Source organism: Acidovorax cavernicola (genome assembly GCF_003581445.1).
In genome coordinates this window covers 99,718-114,889 of sequence record NZ_QXMN01000010.1, presented here as the reverse complement: position 1 = coordinate 114,889, position 15,172 = coordinate 99,718, and the positions used below count along the sequence as shown (strand labels likewise).

Annotated in this window: 13 protein-coding genes; 5 read left to right on the top strand and 8 right to left on the bottom strand. The window is 62.0% G+C overall.

The window, feature by feature from the left end; all coding sequences use genetic code 11:
* Positions 1-31: 31 nt before the first annotated feature.
* The 5 genes from D3H34_RS11165 (at position 32) to D3H34_RS11145 (ending at position 4,611) form a co-directional block, all read left to right on the top strand.
* Positions 32-1,021, top strand: coding sequence for a LysR substrate-binding domain-containing protein (locus D3H34_RS11165; RefSeq protein WP_119553523.1), 990 nt, complete (start codon positions 32-34; stop codon positions 1,019-1,021).
* A gap of 394 nt (positions 1,022-1,415) precedes the next feature.
* Entirely contained in the window at positions 1,416-2,312 is an 897-nt protein-coding gene (locus tag D3H34_RS11160; protein WP_119553522.1) for an amino acid ABC transporter substrate-binding protein, read from the top strand.
* A 91-nt stretch (positions 2,313-2,403) separates the two neighbouring features.
* A complete protein-coding gene (locus D3H34_RS11155) occupies positions 2,404-3,159 on the top strand; it encodes an amino acid ABC transporter permease (protein WP_119553521.1) in 756 nt (251 codons plus the stop codon).
* A gap of 1 nt (position 3,160) precedes the next feature.
* Positions 3,161-3,829: an amino acid ABC transporter permease gene (locus tag D3H34_RS11150; RefSeq protein ID WP_205736711.1), complete on the top strand. Its 669-nt coding sequence runs from the start codon at positions 3,161-3,163 to the stop codon at positions 3,827-3,829.
* Between the two features lie 44 nt (positions 3,830-3,873).
* Positions 3,874-4,611: an amino acid ABC transporter ATP-binding protein gene (locus D3H34_RS11145; RefSeq protein ID WP_119553520.1), complete on the top strand. Its 738-nt coding sequence runs from the start codon at positions 3,874-3,876 to the stop codon at positions 4,609-4,611.
* Between the two features lie 73 nt (positions 4,612-4,684).
* Here D3H34_RS11145 and D3H34_RS11140 read toward each other — a convergent pair whose 3' ends face one another.
* From D3H34_RS11140 to D3H34_RS11105, 8 genes are all read right to left on the bottom strand, one after another.
* A complete protein-coding gene (locus D3H34_RS11140; RefSeq protein ID WP_119553519.1) occupies positions 4,685-5,623 on the bottom strand; it encodes a nucleoside hydrolase in 939 nt (312 codons plus the stop codon).
* Positions 5,624-5,677: 54 nt separating this feature from the next.
* The gene (locus tag D3H34_RS11135) at positions 5,678-6,715 is read right to left on the bottom strand and encodes a DctP family TRAP transporter solute-binding subunit (RefSeq protein ID WP_119553518.1); all 1,038 of its coding nucleotides are present in this window, start codon (positions 6,713-6,715) and stop codon (positions 5,678-5,680) included.
* A gap of 34 nt (positions 6,716-6,749) precedes the next feature.
* Positions 6,750-8,048, bottom strand: coding sequence for a TRAP transporter large permease (locus D3H34_RS11130; RefSeq protein ID WP_119553517.1), 1,299 nt, complete (start codon positions 8,046-8,048; stop codon positions 6,750-6,752).
* Positions 8,045-8,641 carry a TRAP transporter small permease gene (locus D3H34_RS11125; protein WP_119553516.1) on the bottom strand — a complete coding sequence of 199 codons (597 nt, stop codon included), beginning with the start codon at positions 8,639-8,641 and terminating at the stop codon, positions 8,045-8,047. Before D3H34_RS11125 ends, D3H34_RS11130 begins: the two co-directional genes overlap by 4 nt.
* A gap of 435 nt (positions 8,642-9,076) precedes the next feature.
* Positions 9,077-10,165: an HNH endonuclease gene (locus D3H34_RS11120; protein WP_119553515.1), complete on the bottom strand. Its 1,089-nt coding sequence runs from the start codon at positions 10,163-10,165 to the stop codon at positions 9,077-9,079.
* Positions 10,165-11,955, bottom strand: coding sequence for a restriction system-associated AAA family ATPase (locus D3H34_RS11115; RefSeq protein ID WP_119553514.1), 1,791 nt, complete (start codon positions 11,953-11,955; stop codon positions 10,165-10,167). The genes D3H34_RS11120 and D3H34_RS11115 overlap by 1 nt, the downstream gene beginning before the upstream one ends.
* Complete coding sequence (locus D3H34_RS11110; protein WP_119553513.1) at positions 11,952-13,502, bottom strand: restriction endonuclease subunit S; 1,551 nt, start codon at positions 13,500-13,502, stop codon at positions 11,952-11,954. The genes D3H34_RS11115 and D3H34_RS11110 overlap by 4 nt, the downstream gene beginning before the upstream one ends.
* Positions 13,499-15,163 carry a type I restriction-modification system subunit M gene (locus tag D3H34_RS11105; RefSeq protein WP_119553512.1) on the bottom strand — a complete coding sequence of 555 codons (1,665 nt, stop codon included), beginning with the start codon at positions 15,161-15,163 and terminating at the stop codon, positions 13,499-13,501. Before D3H34_RS11105 ends, D3H34_RS11110 begins: the two co-directional genes overlap by 4 nt.
* Between the last annotated feature and the right edge of the window lie 9 nt (positions 15,164-15,172).

Here is a 15,172-nt window from a genome sequence, read left to right as displayed (position 1 = left end):
GTATGGCGCGGCGCTCGCATAATCGCCGCGTATGGAAACAAAGTGGCTCGAAGACTTCATCAGCTTGGCGGAAACCCGCAGCTTCAGCCGCTCGGCCCAGTTGAGGCACGTGACGCAGCCGGCGTTCTCGCGGCGCATCCAGGCGCTCGAGGGATGGGCCGGCACCGACCTGGTCGATCGCAGCTCCTACCCCACGCGCCTCACGCCCGCGGGCCAGACGCTCTACAGCCAGGCCATCGAGATGCTGCAGTCGCTGCAGAGCACGCGCGCCATGCTGCGCGGGCACTCGGCCGCCGGCCAGGACGTGATCGAGATCGCCGTGCCGCACACGCTGGCCTTCACCTTCTTTCCGTCGTGGGTCACCAGCCTGCGCGAGCATTTCGGACCCATCAAGAGCCGCCTCATCGCGCTCAACGTGCATGACGCCGTGTTGCGGCTGGTCGAAGGCAGCTGCGACCTGCTGATCGCCTACCACCACCCCTCGCAGCCGTTGCAGCTCGACGCCACCAAGTACGAGATGGTCAGCCTGGGCGAGGAAACCGTGGCGCCCTGGGTCAAGGCCGATGCCGAGGGCGCGCCGCGCTACCGGCTGCCGGGCCGCCCGGGCCAGCCGCTGCCCTACCTGGGCTATGCGCCGGGCGCCTACCTCGGGCGCGTGGTCGACCAGCTGCTGAAGGAATCGGGCACCGCGATCCACCTCGACCGCGTCTATGAAACCGACATGGCCGAAGGCCTGAAGGTCATGGCGCTCGAAGGCCACGGCATCGCCTTCCTGCCGCAAAGCGCGGTGCGCAAGGAGATCAAGGCGCGCAAGCTGGTGAGCGCGCTGCCGCCCGAGATCGACAGCCTCGAGGCCCGGATGGAAATCCGCGCCTACCGCGAGCGGCCCACTGCGCCGGTCCCGGTGAAGGCCGGCGCCAGCCGTTCGGCCGCGCGGGCCGGGCTGTCCGAGAGCATGCAACCCAAGCGCACGGCCGACGCCCTGTGGTCGTACCTGGTCGGGACCCAGCCGCCGCACTGACCGACGAGTGTGAATGGCAGTGATTTTGTGCGCTGCACAATCTATAAGCACCACGCATACGACCTCCCGCAATCAGCATTGGCGGCCCGGCCACGGCGCCACTACAGTCGCGGCAGTTTTTTTCGGCCGCTGCACGTGAGCGATCGCCGGGGATCGCCGGTACGCTGCATCCGCCATCGACAGCCGCCCGAATGCCGGGCACAAAGGCTGCTTAGTGAAAGTCGGACAATGCGAAATGTCTGGATTGCACCAGGCTGGCGCCTCGATGGGCGCGGCCGGTGCGAGGCGGGCTTCGATGCCCGTGGGATGCACCGGGTTGGTCCGGGTATCCCGCAAAATGCGAGTGTCTAGAATTTCGTTCTATTTGTTTCAGTCACCCTCAGGAGCTTTTCGTATGAAAAAACAAGTATTGGCATTGGCTGTCGCAGCGCTCGCCACCAGCGGCGCCTTCGCGCAGGCCAATGACACGCTGGCCAAGATCAAGGGCAGCGGCGCCATCGCCCTCGGCGTGCGTGATTCGTCCGCACTGTCCTATACCCTGGGCAACGGCAAGTACGTGGGCTTCCACACCGAGATGGGCGAACGCATCATCGAAGACCTGGGCAAGACCGCCGGCAAGAAGCTGACCGTCAACTACGTGCCCGTCACGTCCCAGAACCGCATCCCGCTGGTGCAGAACGGCACCGTGGACCTGGAGTGCGGCTCCACCACCAACAACGCCACCCGCCAGAAGGATGTCGACTTCGCCACCACCACCTACGTGGAAGTCGTGCGCATCGCCGTGAAGGCCGGCTCGGGCATCAAGGAATTGAAGGACCTGAACGGCAAGACCGTGGCCACCACCACCGGCACCACCTCGGTCCAGACCCTGCGCAAGAACGAACGCGCCCAGGGCATCGACTTCAAGGAAGTCATGGGCAAGGACCACGCAGACAGCTTCCTGCTGCTGGAAACCGGCCGTGCCGACGCCTTCGTGATGGACGGCTCGATCCTGGCCGCCAACATCTCCAAGTCCAAGGCGCCGAAGGACTACGCCATCGTCGGCCCCGAACTGTCGGTCGAGCCGATCGCCTGCATGGTGCGCAAGGGTGACGAGGCCTTCCTGAAGGCGGTCAACGAGTCCATTGCCCGCCAGATCAAGGACGGCTCGCTGAACAAGCTGTACGACAAGTGGTTCATGCAGCCGGTCCCCCCGACCAACACGGCGCTGAACCTGCCGCTGTCGGATGCCACCAAGGCGGCCTGGGCCAACCCGAACAACAAGCCGATGGAAGACTACGCCAAGAAGTAATTCGTCTGGCGTGATCGATCAACAAGCGCCCGCCCTCAAGGCGGGCGTTTGTTTTCTCCATAGATAGAAACGACAAGACGAGGAGTTCCCCATGGCATGGGACTGGCAGGTCTTCTGCAAAGACACGATCGATGGCGACATCGTTCCAGGCTGCTTCGGTACGGGCGGTGCATCAACGTATCTCAACTGGATGATGTCCGCCTGGGGCTGGACGGTGTCGGTGTCGCTGTGCGCACTGGTCATCGCCCTGGTCGTCGGATCGGCCATCGGCATCCTGCGCACGCTGCCCGACAACCCGTGGCTGGTGAGATTCGGCAACGCCTGGGTCGAGCTTTTCCGCAACATCCCCCTGCTGGTGCAGATCTTCCTCTGGTACCACGTGGTGCCGTCGCTGTTCCCGGTCATGCGCGACTTCCCGCCCTTCGTGCTGGTGGTGATCGCGCTGGGCCTGTTCACGTCGGCGCGCATTGCCGAGCAGTTGCGCTCGGGCATCCAGGCCCTGCCCAAGGGGCAGCGTTACGCAGGCATGGCGGTGGGCTTCACCACGCTGCAGTACTACCGCTTCGTCATCCTGCCCATGGCCTACCGGATCATCCTGCCGCCGCTCACCAGCGAATCGATGAACATCTTCAAGAACTCGTCGGTGGCTTTCGCGGTGTCGATCGCCGAGCTCACGCAGTTCTATCTGCAGGCCGGCGAGGAAACCGGGCGCAACATGGAAATCTACGCCGGTGTCGTGCTGCTTTACATCTTCTCGGCACTGGTGATCAATCGGATCATGGTCTACATCGAGAAGAGGGCGAGGGTCCCGGGCTTCGTTGCCGCAGGCACCGGAGGAGGACACTGACATGATGAATCTCGACTTTTCGTTCTACGACTGGGGCGTCATCAGCAACTACGTGCTGAAGGGCTTCTACTTCAGCGTGTTCCTCACGGTCGTGGCCACCCTGGGCGGCATCGTCTTCGGTACCGTGCTGGCGCTCATGCGCCTGTCGGGCAAGAAGTGGCTGGATGTGCCGGCGGCCATCTACGTCAACGGCATGCGCAGCATCCCGCTGGTGATGGTGATCCTGGGCTTCTTCCTGCTGGTGCCCTTCGTCATCGGACGGCCCATCGGCGCGGAGTATTCCGCGGTGATCACCTTCATCGCCTTCGAGGCGGCCTACTTCAGCGAGATCATGCGCGCGGGCATCCAGTCGATCCCGCGCGGCCAGGTCTTCGCCGGCCAGGCCGTGGGGATGAGCTATGGGCAGAACATGCGGCTGGTGATCCTGCCGCAGGCCTTCCGCAACATGCTGCCGGTGCTGCTGACGCAGACCATCATCCTGTTCCAGGACACCTCGCTGGTGTATGCCATCGGCGCCTACGACCTGCTCAAGGGCTTCGAGACCTCGGGCAAGAATTTCGGCCGACCGGTGGAGTCGTACCTGCTGGCCGCGGTCGTCTACTTCATCATCTGCTATTCGCTGTCTTATGTGGTCAAGCGCCTGCACAAGAAAATCGCCATCATTCGCTGATTGAGTGGCTGAACTGAACCGGAGAGAAACAAATGTCCGAAAAAATGATTGAAATCAAGAACGTCTCCAAGTGGTACGGCCCGGTGCAGGTGCTCAACGACTGCTCGGTGAACATCGCCAAGGGCGACGTGGTGGTGGTGTGCGGCCCGTCGGGTTCCGGCAAGTCCACGCTCATCAAGACCGTGAACGCGCTCGAGCCCTTCCAGAAGGGCGAGATCACCGTCAACGGCATCCCGCTGCACGACCCCAAGACCAACCTGCCCAAGCTGCGCTCCAAGGTCGGCATGGTGTTCCAGCACTTCGAGCTGTTCCCGCACCTGTCGGTGACCGAGAACCTCACGATCGCTCAGATCAAGGTGCTGGGCCGTTCGGCCGACGAAGCCAAGACCCGCGGCCTGAAGATGCTCGACCGCGTGGGCCTGATGGCGCACAAGGACAAGTTCCCGGGCCAGCTGTCGGGCGGCCAGCAGCAGCGCGTGGCGATCGCCCGTGCGCTGTCGATGGACCCGATCGTGATGCTGTTCGACGAACCCACCTCGGCGCTCGACCCCGAAATGGTCGGCGAAGTGCTCGACGTGATGGTGAGCCTGGCCAAGGAAGGCATGACCATGATGGTGGTCACGCACGAAATGGGCTTCGCACGCAAGGTTGCCAGCCGCGTGATCTTCATCGACGTCGGCGGCCGCATCCTGGAAGACTGCTCGAAGGAAGAGTTCTTCAACCACCCGGAAAACCGCCAGCCGCGCACCAAGGACTTCCTCAACAAGATCCTGCAGCACTGATCCGCTGCGGCGCCCAAAGCAAAAAGCCACGCTGTTCGCAGCGTGGCTTTTTTCATGGGGCTCGCCTAGAGGCTCAGGGCAGCCGCGCGATGTGCTCCGTCAGCAGGTCGAAGAAGCCCTGCGCATCGCCGTCGATGATCCAGTTCACGTTGGCCGGCCGCTTCAGGCTGCCGTGCCAGTCGGCCACGGTCTGGCCGAAGCCCATGCCTTCGCGGCTGTCGATCTCGACGTGGATGCGGCGGCCCTGGAACAGGTCTGGCCGCAGCAGGTAAGCCGTGACGGTGGCGTCGTGCACCGGCCCGCCGGGCATGCCGTAGTGCTTCATCTCCTGCGGCGCGTAGGCGTCGAGGATGTCGGCGACGATCGCGCCGGCGCGGTTGCCGAGGCCGCGCAGGCGCGCGATGCGCGCGTCGCTCGTCAGGATCTTGTGCGTCACGTCCAGCGGCAACATCGTGATCGGCACGCCGCTCTTCAGTACCGCCTCGGCGGCGTGCGGGTCGGCGAACACGTTGAACTCCGCCACGGGCGTGATGTTGCCGCCGTTGAAATGCGCGCCGGCCATGAGCACCAGCTCGCGAATGCCGCGTGTGATGTCGGGTGCCTGCTCGAGCGCCAGCGCAAGGTTGGTCTGCGGGCCGAGCATGGCGAGCGTCACGCTGTTCTCGGGCGCGGCGCGCAATGTGCGAACGAGGTAGTCGACGGCGCCGCCTTCGGCCAGCGGCACGGCGGGCTCGTGCACGACCACGCCCGTGAGGCCTTCGTGGCCGTGGATGTTGGCGGCGTAGATCGGTGTGCGCTGCAAGGGGCGCTCGGCGCCCGCGTAGACCGGCACCTCGGGCCGTCCGGCCCATTCGCAGGCCAGGCGTGCGTTGCGCGAAGTCTTGGCGAGGGGAACGTTGCCCGCCACCGTGGTCAGCGCCTGGATCGAGAGAGATTCGGGCGCCGCCAGGGCGAACAGCAGCGCGATCACGTCGTCCGCGCCGGGGTCCGTGTCGATGATCAGGGTGTGCATGGCCGCATTGTCGCGGCCACCCCGATCCACAGACGCGAGAGAGTGGTTTGTTGCTTACTTCGCGCGCGCGGCGATGGCCTTCTCGGCCTTCGCCACCAGGTCGGCGCCGATGGTCGACTTCCACTTGTCGTACACCGGGCGCGTGGCCTTCACGAAGGCGTCACGCTCGGCCGGCGTCAGGTTGGTGACGGTCACGCCCATGGCCGCGATGTCCTTGAGCACGGGCTTGTCGGCTTCCACCAGGCCCTTGCGCGCGATGGCGATTTCCTGCTTGCCGGCGTCGACCGCGGCCTGGCGCACGATGGCCTGGTCGGCCGGCGTCCACGAAGCCCAGATTTCCTTGTTCACCACGAACACCAGCGGGTCGGCCACGTAGCCCCAGGTGGTGACGAACTTCTGGCCCACCGTGTGCATCTTGAGCACCGTGAACAGGAACAGCGGGTTCTCCTGGCCGTCGACCGCGCCGCTGGCCAGCGCCGGCTGTGCGTCGGCCCAGCTCATCTGCGTGGGGTTGGCGCCCAGCGCGGTGAGCATGTCGGAGTAGATCGGCGAGCCGACCACGCGGATCTTCATGCCCTTGATGTCGGCCGGCGACTTGATGGGCTTCTTCGAGTTGGTGATCTCGCGGAAGCCGTTCTCGCCCCAGGCCAGCGGCACCACGCCGGCCTTGTCGAGCGTCTTGAACATGTCCTTGCCCACTTCGCCCTGCGTGAGCGCGTCGATGGCCGCGTAGTCGGGCATCAGGAAGGGCATGGAGAACAGGTTGAGCTGCTTGACCTGCGGCGACCAGTTGATGGTCGAGCCCACGGCCATGTCGATCACGCCCTGGCGCAGCGCGCTGAACTCGCGCGTCTGGTCGCCCTGAATGAGCGACACGCCCGGGTACAGCTTGATGTTGATGCGGCCCTGGGTGCGCTCCTTCACGAGGTCGGCCCAGATCTTGCCGGCCTGGCCCCACGGCGTGGGCGGGCCCAGCACCAGCGACATCTTGTACTCGGGCTTGTAGGCGGCCTGCGCCATCGCGCCGGTCGAGAACAGGCCGAGCGTGGCGGCGACGGCGGCGAGGCCGAGCAGGGTGCGGCGGAATTTCATGCGCATTCTCCTAAGGGTTCTGAGGGACGAAAAATCAATAGCCGAGCTTGCGGGGCAGCCAGAGCGCGAGTTCGGGGAAGGCGATCACCAGCACCATCACCACGAACATCGAGAACAGCATCCAGCCTACCCACGGCACGGTCTCTTCCATGCGCACCTTCGCGATGCGGCACGACACCATGAGGTTCACCGCCAGCGGCGGCGTGAACTGGCCCAGCGCCACCTTCAGCGTGAGGATCACGCCGAACCACACCGGGTCCCACTTGTAGTGCTGCACGATCGGCAGCAACAGCGGCACGAAGATCAGGAAGATCGACACGCCGTCCAGGAACATGCCCACCGTGATGAGCAGCAGGATCAGCAGCGCCAGGATGCCGTACTCGCCCAGCCCCGAATTCACGATGGCGCGCGTGACCGGATCGATCACGCCCAGCGTCGAGAGCGAGTACGCGAAGATGCCCGCCAGCGACACCACCAGCAGGATCACCGCCGACAGCTCGCCCGACTCGCGCAGGATCACGAACAGGTCGCGCACCTTGATGGTCCGGTGGATGCACATGCCCACGAACAGGCCGTAGAACACCGCCACCACGGCCGCCTCGGTGGGCGTGAACCAGCCCGCGCGCATGCCGCCCAGGATCAGCACCGGCGCCGCCAGGCCCCAGATCGCTTCGCGAAAGCTCTTCCAGAACGGTGGGCGCGGCAGCGTCGATTCGAGCGCGCCCATCTTGTGCTTGCGCGCCATCCACACGGCCGGAATCATCAGCGCCAGGCCGGCCATCACGCCGGGGATCATGCCGGCCGCGAACAGTGCCGGCACCGAGGCGCCCGGCACCAGCACTGAGTACACGATGAACGCGACCGAGGGCGGAATCAGGATGTCGGTGGCCGCCGCGGCGCCCACCACGCTGGCCGAGTAGGCGGCCGGGTAGCCGGCGCGGCTCATGGCCGCGATCATCACCGCGCCCACGGCGGCGGCGTTGGCCGGGCCCGAGCCCGAGATGCCGCCCAGGAACATCGCCACCGCAATCGCCACCAGCGGCAGCATGCCGGGGCCGCGCCCCACGATGGCGATGGCAAAGTTGACCAGGCGCAGCGCCACGCCCGAGCGGTCGAAGATCGAGCCGACCAGCACGAACATCGGAATGGCCAGCAGCGGGTACTTGCCCAGGCCGGCGTAGAAGTTCTGCGGCACCGCCAGCAGGCCGAACCACTGGGCGTCGGCATTGGCCAGCGCAATGCAGGCGGCGCCGGCCAGGCCGAGCGCCGCGCCGATGGGCACGCCCACCAGCATCATCACGACGAAGGCGACGAAGAGCAGGGTGGCGATCACTTGGCGCCGCCCTTGCCGTTGTTGGTGTTGCTGTTGTCGTCGTCGGACTTGTAGTTCGTCTTGCGCCCGCGCCGCACCATGAGGCCGATGGCGCGCCCCGCGATCGCGAAGGACACGATCGGCAGCCAGATCGAATACCACCAGGCCGGCAGCCCGATGCCCGGCGTGGTTTCTTCAAAACGGTAGTCGTCCCACACCATGCGGATGCTGAGCGCGCCGATCAGCGCGAACAGGATGGCGATCATCAGCGCGCCGAACTGGGCCAGCCGCTTGCGCCGCGCCATCGAGCCGCTTTCGGAGAAGTACTCGATGCGGATGTGCCGGTCGCGCGCCACGGCGGCCGAGCCGGCCACCAGCGCCAGCATGATCATGAGGAACACCGAGAACTCTTCCGTCCAGGCGAAGGACGAGTCGGTGAAGTAGCGCACGATGACATTGGCGAACGTGATGAGCGCCAGCGCGCCCATGATGATGACCGTGAGCCAGTCTTCGATGGCAAGGGGAACCTTGGTGGGTTCGTCGGCGGCTTCGATGTCGGGGGGAAGGGGGCTGGCGGCGTCCAGCGTGGGGCCGGACTCGGGAGGTGTAGTCATCGCAGGAAGGGCAGCTGAGGCAGGCGCCATGTCACCGGGCGGACGCCGGGACGCGATCCGTACACCTTGTACAGGCGAGCAAATTCCGATGCTAGGTGGTCAATGACCATTCATATATCGGGGGTTTCCTTAGCTTTTTGGCTTCTGTGGTCTTCTTTAAGCGCGCCGGTGCCCTGGGCACGATGAGTGCGGGTGTGAGGTCGGTGGGTTGACCGCTGTGGGGTATTGCAGGCGTGCGCGGGGGGGCGAACTACTGGGTTTTTGTGAGAGACGGGTTTTGCAGAAGTTGGAATCCGAAGAGCTGGTGTTGGTTGCGGTCGACTTTGGTAGGACTGCGTTCGATGTTCGCCTCAAACTGGTTGCAGTCGGTCGGCTTTTACGGCCGAAGGGCGGAGGGCTCCGAAACCTGACTTTCGCCGTCCCTCAGCATCAGCGTCAGGCCGGTTGCTCTTCGTTGAATATCCCCCGCCTTCGGCAGGCTTCGAGGAATGGCTCTTTGAGAAAATTGCAGTCGGTGTAGGGGCTCCTTTTCGTATGGAGTGCCAGCGTCCGCAGGAACTCTTTGGGGTCTCGCCCTAGCTCCCTCCACTCGTCCAATACTTGCGCAAGCCAGGCCTTGCCATCGCTTTCGGTACAAAGCTTGGATTTGTAGCGCTCTTCGATCCCGTACACATCCTTCCACGTGTCAATCTCCTGCGCGATGGCCGCAGGGCCAAATTGCAGGGTGATATCGGCCGGGGTCAGCTTGGCGATGTCGGAATGCTGCAGGTCTATTTGCAGCTCAATGGAATGAGGCTTCGTCTTGTAGGGATAGAAGAAGGGGCGGCGATGAACAGCCCTCGTTGGATCTTTGAGCGGGTAGGCTGGATCCTTGCTGGTCTTGTAGCTGCTGTTGCAGTGGTGACAGGCCGGGACGAGGTTGCGGAAGTTGATGGAGTTGAACGGATATAGCGCTTTTGGCAGGTAATGGTCATAGGCCTCTCGCTTGCTGTGGTACTCGCCCAGCAAATCGTTGATGCCGCAAAACGGGCATTTGCCTGCCTTGTTGGTCTGCACAAAGGTCTGGTAGTGATCGTCGATGTCGCCGCACTTTTTTCTCAGAGCGGCAACCTCCACATGCGAATACAGCCCTTTGAAGAATGACGCCAGCTGATCACACAGGTCTTTGAGCTCTATGGGAAAGTCAGCGTATCGCTTCAGCGACATGGCGTGGTCGTTGGCACACACGCGCTCCACATCGTTGTTTGCGATGTACCACAGACGAAGCTGCTCGACCTGGCAAGCGCTCAAAGGCGCGAAGAGCGCATAGATGCGTTCTACATGTCCTGCGAAAAACTCGGCCCCTTTGCTGTCATCGTAGTGAAACGCCGTCATCACCTCAAGCAGCTCAGGATTCCAGGCGAACAGCTCCAGACGGTAGGGGCCTTTTGACGGTGCCTGGCACCACACCGCATAGAAGATAAAGTCGACGAACGCCTGCATCTTTTCCATCCGGTGCGGGACATAGGTGTAAGGAAACAGCATCAGCCCTGCCCCTTCCCATCGTCTGGCTGATCGCCATCGAGGATGGCCTTGATCAGCAGCACCTTTTCTACCGAGTCTCCGAGTTGCTGATCAATCTCCGTGATAAGGGCCTCTTTGTCTTCGACGCCCTGTTCAAAGCGCGTCCGCATCGCATCCAGCAACGCCTGCGCATGGCCGCCGATGGTTTCGCGCTTGCCAAAGGTGCTCATGGTGATCCTGTTGATCGAAGCACCCAGCGTGTTGTATGGCGGGTGGCTGATGCTGACCTTGCCGCTGGCTTTGTCCTTGGCAAACACCAGTACCTTGTCCGGCTTGCTGTCGGAGATCAGAAATGGTGTGTGGGTGGTGATCAGCATTTCCTGCGCGCATTCACCATTGCCCGGCAGGCACTGGCGCAAGCGGCTGATGAAGTTAGCGCGCCAGTCGGGGTTGAAGTGCGTTTCGGGCTCGTCGAGCAGGAACAGACTGTTAGTGTCGCGGAACAGCAGGCACAGGCCGAGGCTGTGCAGCAGTTGGTGCTCGCCATCCGACAACTCTTTGAGACGCATCGGCTTCTCAACGCCCTGATTCGTGAAGTAGAAGTTCTTGATGCGCATGGCGCGCTCATCGGACGCCAAGGTTGGCACCGTCTCACTGACGTAGTGACTGGTCGAGGTGTAGAGATCTGCCTTCAGGGTTTCGCTAACCGGGTAAAGATTCAGCGCCAGGAGAACTTGCAGTGCTTGGAACAAGGCCAGAGGCGAATCATCAAAGTTGGCGCGGAAGGCTTTCTGGGTGTGATCATTGACCCAGTAATCAAGGGTCAGTGTGTCCGACGCCTCATCGTGGAAATGCAGCGTGGCGCAGCGCTTGAGCTTCTCGATGATGGAGGTATTTTGTGTTCGCTCATTCGCCTCTAAGCCGTGCAACAGCTTGAGTCGATAGTCTCCGGTGGCTGGATCAAGATAGACCGCATCGGTATCCGCGAACCGACCGTCCTGCGTCTCGGTGTGCATGATGTAGTCACCTGATGTGAAGGCTGCCAGCTGGTGACGCGTGACGGGAATACTCCGGCGCAAAATGATGCGAAATTGCTTTAGCTCTCCAATGCCTATGTCCTCGCGGAAGGGCTGCAAGGTGGCCTCGTCCTGAAACAGCAGATTGCACAGCAGGATGGCCTGACTGAAACCGTTATCGAGGTAAGCCAGCCGCGTTTCTGGGTAACCAGGATAGGGTAGTTGCTTGGCGAGCGCGTTCCAGTATTCGTCGAACTGCACGAAACGCATCTTGAAGAACGGCAGGCTGAGGATCTCGTTCTCGCCCGAGGAATAGCCCAGCACGTACTGCGGCAGCAAGATGTCGGCGTGTCCGCCCTTGAACGCCTCATACGCATCGGTGCTGAAGTCGCCCTGGTTCTCCCAAAGAAAGCGCACCGATTCGCCGGCGTTCTTCCACACACCCACCTTCGCCCACAGCGGGCTGTCGGGGCTGCGGTACTCGGCGGGCACGCGGATCAGGTAATCCAACTCAAAGGCGATGGGCGAAACATCCAGCGCCTCGTCCTGCAAGGCTTCCGGCAGAAAGCTGCGGCGCACGCGCAGCACTTCCAGCTGGTAGAAGATCGCCGCCAGCGCTTCGAGCAGGTTGGATTTGCCGCTGCCGTTGGGCCCGGCGCAGACGAAGGGCGCAAAGTTGTTCGCTTGCACCAGCTCGCCCTGCAAGCTCCACTCGGTGCGAAAGTGGTGCTCAAAACCACAGGGCAGGCTGCGAAAACCTGCAGGGTCGTTGATCTTGAGGCGCAGCAGCTTCATGCCAGGCTTTGCTCGGAGGCGGCTTTGAGCTCGATGCGGTTGCCGTCGTCGTCAAACCCCTGCGTCAGGGCCCCAGCGGCCAAGGCCTCAAACACCCAGGCCTTGATGGGCTCGTAGTCGCTGGCAGCCAATTCGAAATCGTTGTCCGGGTGCAGTTCGGCCAGTCGGGTTTGCGCGGCGGCGATGAAGCGTTCTAGGGAGAAAACCGCACGGCCCAACTGCATGCGATAGGCCTCCAGCCAGAAACGCAACAGAGGCGCAAGTTGTGCGCGGTCTTGCAGTACGGGCAACAGCAAATCGGTTTCGGGCAGCTCGATCACCGGCGTTGTGATGGGCGCAGGCACGGCAGCGGCCACGGGCTTTTCTCCTTCGATGGGGGTGGTAGCCAAGGCCACCCGCGACAAATCCAACTCGCCCTTGAATGCCTGCTGGCTTAGGGCACCGTAGAGGGCTTCGAGGTCGGTGAGGCTTTGTTGGTAGCGGGATTTGATGCCTTCGACTTGCTCTACGATGACAGCGAATTGATTCTGGATTTCAACGGGCGGCTTGATCATCGTGATCTTCGAAAAATCGCCTTTTGTAAGAATCTTCTTCATTCCCTTCGTGGCGTGACTCTGTATGTAAGCCCTAGACAACTTAAACAAACCATACAGATACAAAGCGTTCACATCCTTGCTGGGCTGGATGGCATTGATCTGCTGATTGAACGACACCGCCCTGTCTGTCAATGCGGCACGCCCGATTGATTCGACGCTGCCCGCGATGCAGGCCACAAGCAAGGCACCGTTCGTGACCGTTCTTGCCTTTTTCGCTCCACTCTCAGAAAGATGCTCGGTGGCCTGCGTGACGAGAACAGCATCACCGGTGATGTTGTCCGTTTTAATCCATTCGATGAAATCGTCATCGTAATTTGCAGGCTCATTTCTGGGGGGCGTGTTGCCGGTCGAAATCGTGCCGAAGGCTTTCAACTCAGGTTTGTCCCACCCCCTCTCATTCCGCATTGGGTCGCCGAACATCTCCAGAAACACGCTTTTGAGCAGGTCGTCGAGTTGTTGCAGGTGTTGTTTGCGCTGGGCGATCAGCCCTTCAACTTTGCCGAGCAAATGGGCAATGCGAATTTGATCGTCGTATTCAACTGCCGGGAGGGATATGTCCTTGAGAGCACTTCTACTGATGTGTGGGATCGTCGCACCTGTTGCCGTCTGCCGCAGGTAGTCAAATTTTGACTTCAAGTAAAAGCCGAGAAATGGAGTGAATAGCCGGACACCCGGATTGACGCGAAGGCGCGCAATTGTGCTGCCGATATACCCACCCTTCCCATAGCCGATCGTGCCAGCATTGGCGCCATCCCAAGCGATCAGTACATCGTCTGGAACCGCTTCGGTTCCACTGGCGTCATCTGTATAACGAACTAAGTCATCATTTCGAAGATCATCGATTCCGATCAATCGTCTTGAAGTGCTGGATGGCGAGTCAGTTATCTCGTGCTTTCTGCCCTTGGAGATTGAAATGACAGAACCAAGATACTGAGGCGTGAGTTCAATCATCCCACCATCCCCTTCAACTCCAGCAATTCGCGCACGATGCCACTCCGCACTTTGCCCAGTTCCGCTCCGTCCACGTCTCCCACCTCGGCCTGAATAAGCCGATCCAAAATCACCCCTGGCGCGTCGTAGTGCACTTCCTCGAAGACAGCCTGCTTGTAGCGGGAGAGCGAGAGGTCGTAGTTGTTCTTCTCGTCGGCAATCTCAGTGCGCGGCACCATGAAGCACTTCGCGGTGCGGTCGGTGTCAGTGGCGGGATTGCGTGAGTGATATCTGGCGACGATGTCTTGCAGGTCGCCAGAGCCTTCCTGCTTGCTGCGCTTGTCGTCCAGCGAATAGCCGTCGGCGGCCATTTCGTAAAACCAGACGTGTTCGGTGGCGGGCTTGCTCACCTTGTCTTTCGGCCCCCAGACCTTGGTGAACAGCAAAATGGCGGTGCTGACCCCTGCATAGGGTTTGAACACGCCGCTAGGCAGAGTAATCACGGCCTTGAGGTCGCAACGCTCCACCAGCATCTGGCGCAGGGTCTTGAAGGCGCCGCCGGAGCCGAACAGCACGCCCTGCGGCACGATCACGCAGGCGGTGCCGCCCTTCTTGAGCAGACGGTAGATGTTCTCGACAAACAGCAGCTCGGTCTTGGTGGTGGCCAGTTGCAGGTGCTCGTTGATGTCGCCCTTGTCGATGCTGCCGGTGAAGGGCGGGTTGGCCAACACGATGTCGTATTCGGCTTCCTCGGTGTAGCTTTTGCTGAGAGTGTCCTTGTAGTCAATGCGCGGCTCGTCGATGCCGTGCATCATCAGGTTCATCAGCCCCAGCCGCACCATGGTCTGGTCGATGTCATAGCCACACAGTGAGCTGGCCAGAATGTCCTGCGCCTTTTCGGTTAGCGCTGCGGCCACCGAGGTGCGGGTGAAGCCGTCTTCATCAGGCTTGAGGTCTTGGGCGCCCGCTTTTTTCGCCAGTTCGGTGACGATGTACTGATACGCGCCAAGCAGAAAGCCGCCTGAACCGCAGGCCGGGTCGGCAATCTTGTGGCCCAGTTGCGGCTGCACCAGATCGGCCATCAGCTTGATGATGTGGCGTGGGGTGCGGAACTGACCGTTCTTGCCGGCGGTGGCGATCTCGGACAGCAGGAATTCGTAGACATCGCCCTGGATGTCCTGGAAGGCCTGGCCTTTCTCCTTCGAGTCGTTCTCCATCACCTCGAAGATGGCGTCGATGGTCTTCACCGCTTCCACCAGAAGAGCGGCCTTGGGGATGATGAAGACCGCGTTCTTCATGTGGTGGGTGAAGTTGGATTCGGCACCGTTCAGGTCCTTGAGAAAAGGGAACACCTTGCCCTGCACGTGCTGCAGCATCTCTTCGGCCTGCATGCGCTTGAATTCGCTCCAACTCAGGCTGCGCTTGTCGATGGCGAACTTCTCGGGCTCTGGCTGGCTGCGGTATTCGGGCGGAATCCACGTGCCCGTGAACTTGGAGATGTAGTTCTCGCCGGTCCACTCGGCATCGGCCTGGCGCTTCTGGTCCAGCTCATCCAGCCGCTTCATGAACAGCAGGTAGGTGATCTGCTCGATGGCGGTGAGTGGGTTGCTGATGCCACCGCTCCAGAACTTGTTCCAGAGCTGGTCGATCTTGCTTTTGAGTTCGGGGTTGTTTTGCAGCATGGTGTGCCC

What these genes read in the sequence shown, in the direction of transcription:
- D3H34_RS11150 (WP_205736711.1), top strand. Translation starts at nt 3,161, where the DNA reads ATGATGAATCTCGACTTTTCGTTCTACGACTGGGGCGTCATCAGCAAC.
- D3H34_RS11105 (WP_119553512.1), bottom strand. Translation starts at nt 15,163, where the DNA reads ATGCTGCAAAACAACCCCGAACTCAAAAGCAAGATCGACCAGCTCTGG.
- D3H34_RS11135 (WP_119553518.1), bottom strand. Translation starts at nt 6,715, where the DNA reads ATGAAATTCCGCCGCACCCTGCTCGGCCTCGCCGCCGTCGCCGCCACG.
- D3H34_RS11115 (WP_119553514.1), bottom strand. Translation starts at nt 11,955, where the DNA reads ATGAAGCTGCTGCGCCTCAAGATCAACGACCCTGCAGGTTTTCGCAGC.
- D3H34_RS11140 (WP_119553519.1), bottom strand. Translation starts at nt 5,623, where the DNA reads ATGCACACCCTGATCATCGACACGGACCCCGGCGCGGACGACGTGATC.
- D3H34_RS11145 (WP_119553520.1), top strand. Translation starts at nt 3,874, where the DNA reads ATGATTGAAATCAAGAACGTCTCCAAGTGGTACGGCCCGGTGCAGGTG.
- D3H34_RS11120 (WP_119553515.1), bottom strand. Translation starts at nt 10,165, where the DNA reads ATGCTGTTTCCTTACACCTATGTCCCGCACCGGATGGAAAAGATGCAG.
- D3H34_RS11160 (WP_119553522.1), top strand. Translation starts at nt 1,416, where the DNA reads ATGAAAAAACAAGTATTGGCATTGGCTGTCGCAGCGCTCGCCACCAGC.
- D3H34_RS11155 (WP_119553521.1), top strand. Translation starts at nt 2,404, where the DNA reads ATGGCATGGGACTGGCAGGTCTTCTGCAAAGACACGATCGATGGCGAC.
- D3H34_RS11110 (WP_119553513.1), bottom strand. Translation starts at nt 13,502, where the DNA reads ATGATTGAACTCACGCCTCAGTATCTTGGTTCTGTCATTTCAATCTCC.
- D3H34_RS11125 (WP_119553516.1), bottom strand. Translation starts at nt 8,641, where the DNA reads ATGACTACACCTCCCGAGTCCGGCCCCACGCTGGACGCCGCCAGCCCC.
- D3H34_RS11165 (WP_119553523.1), top strand. Translation starts at nt 32, where the DNA reads ATGGAAACAAAGTGGCTCGAAGACTTCATCAGCTTGGCGGAAACCCGC.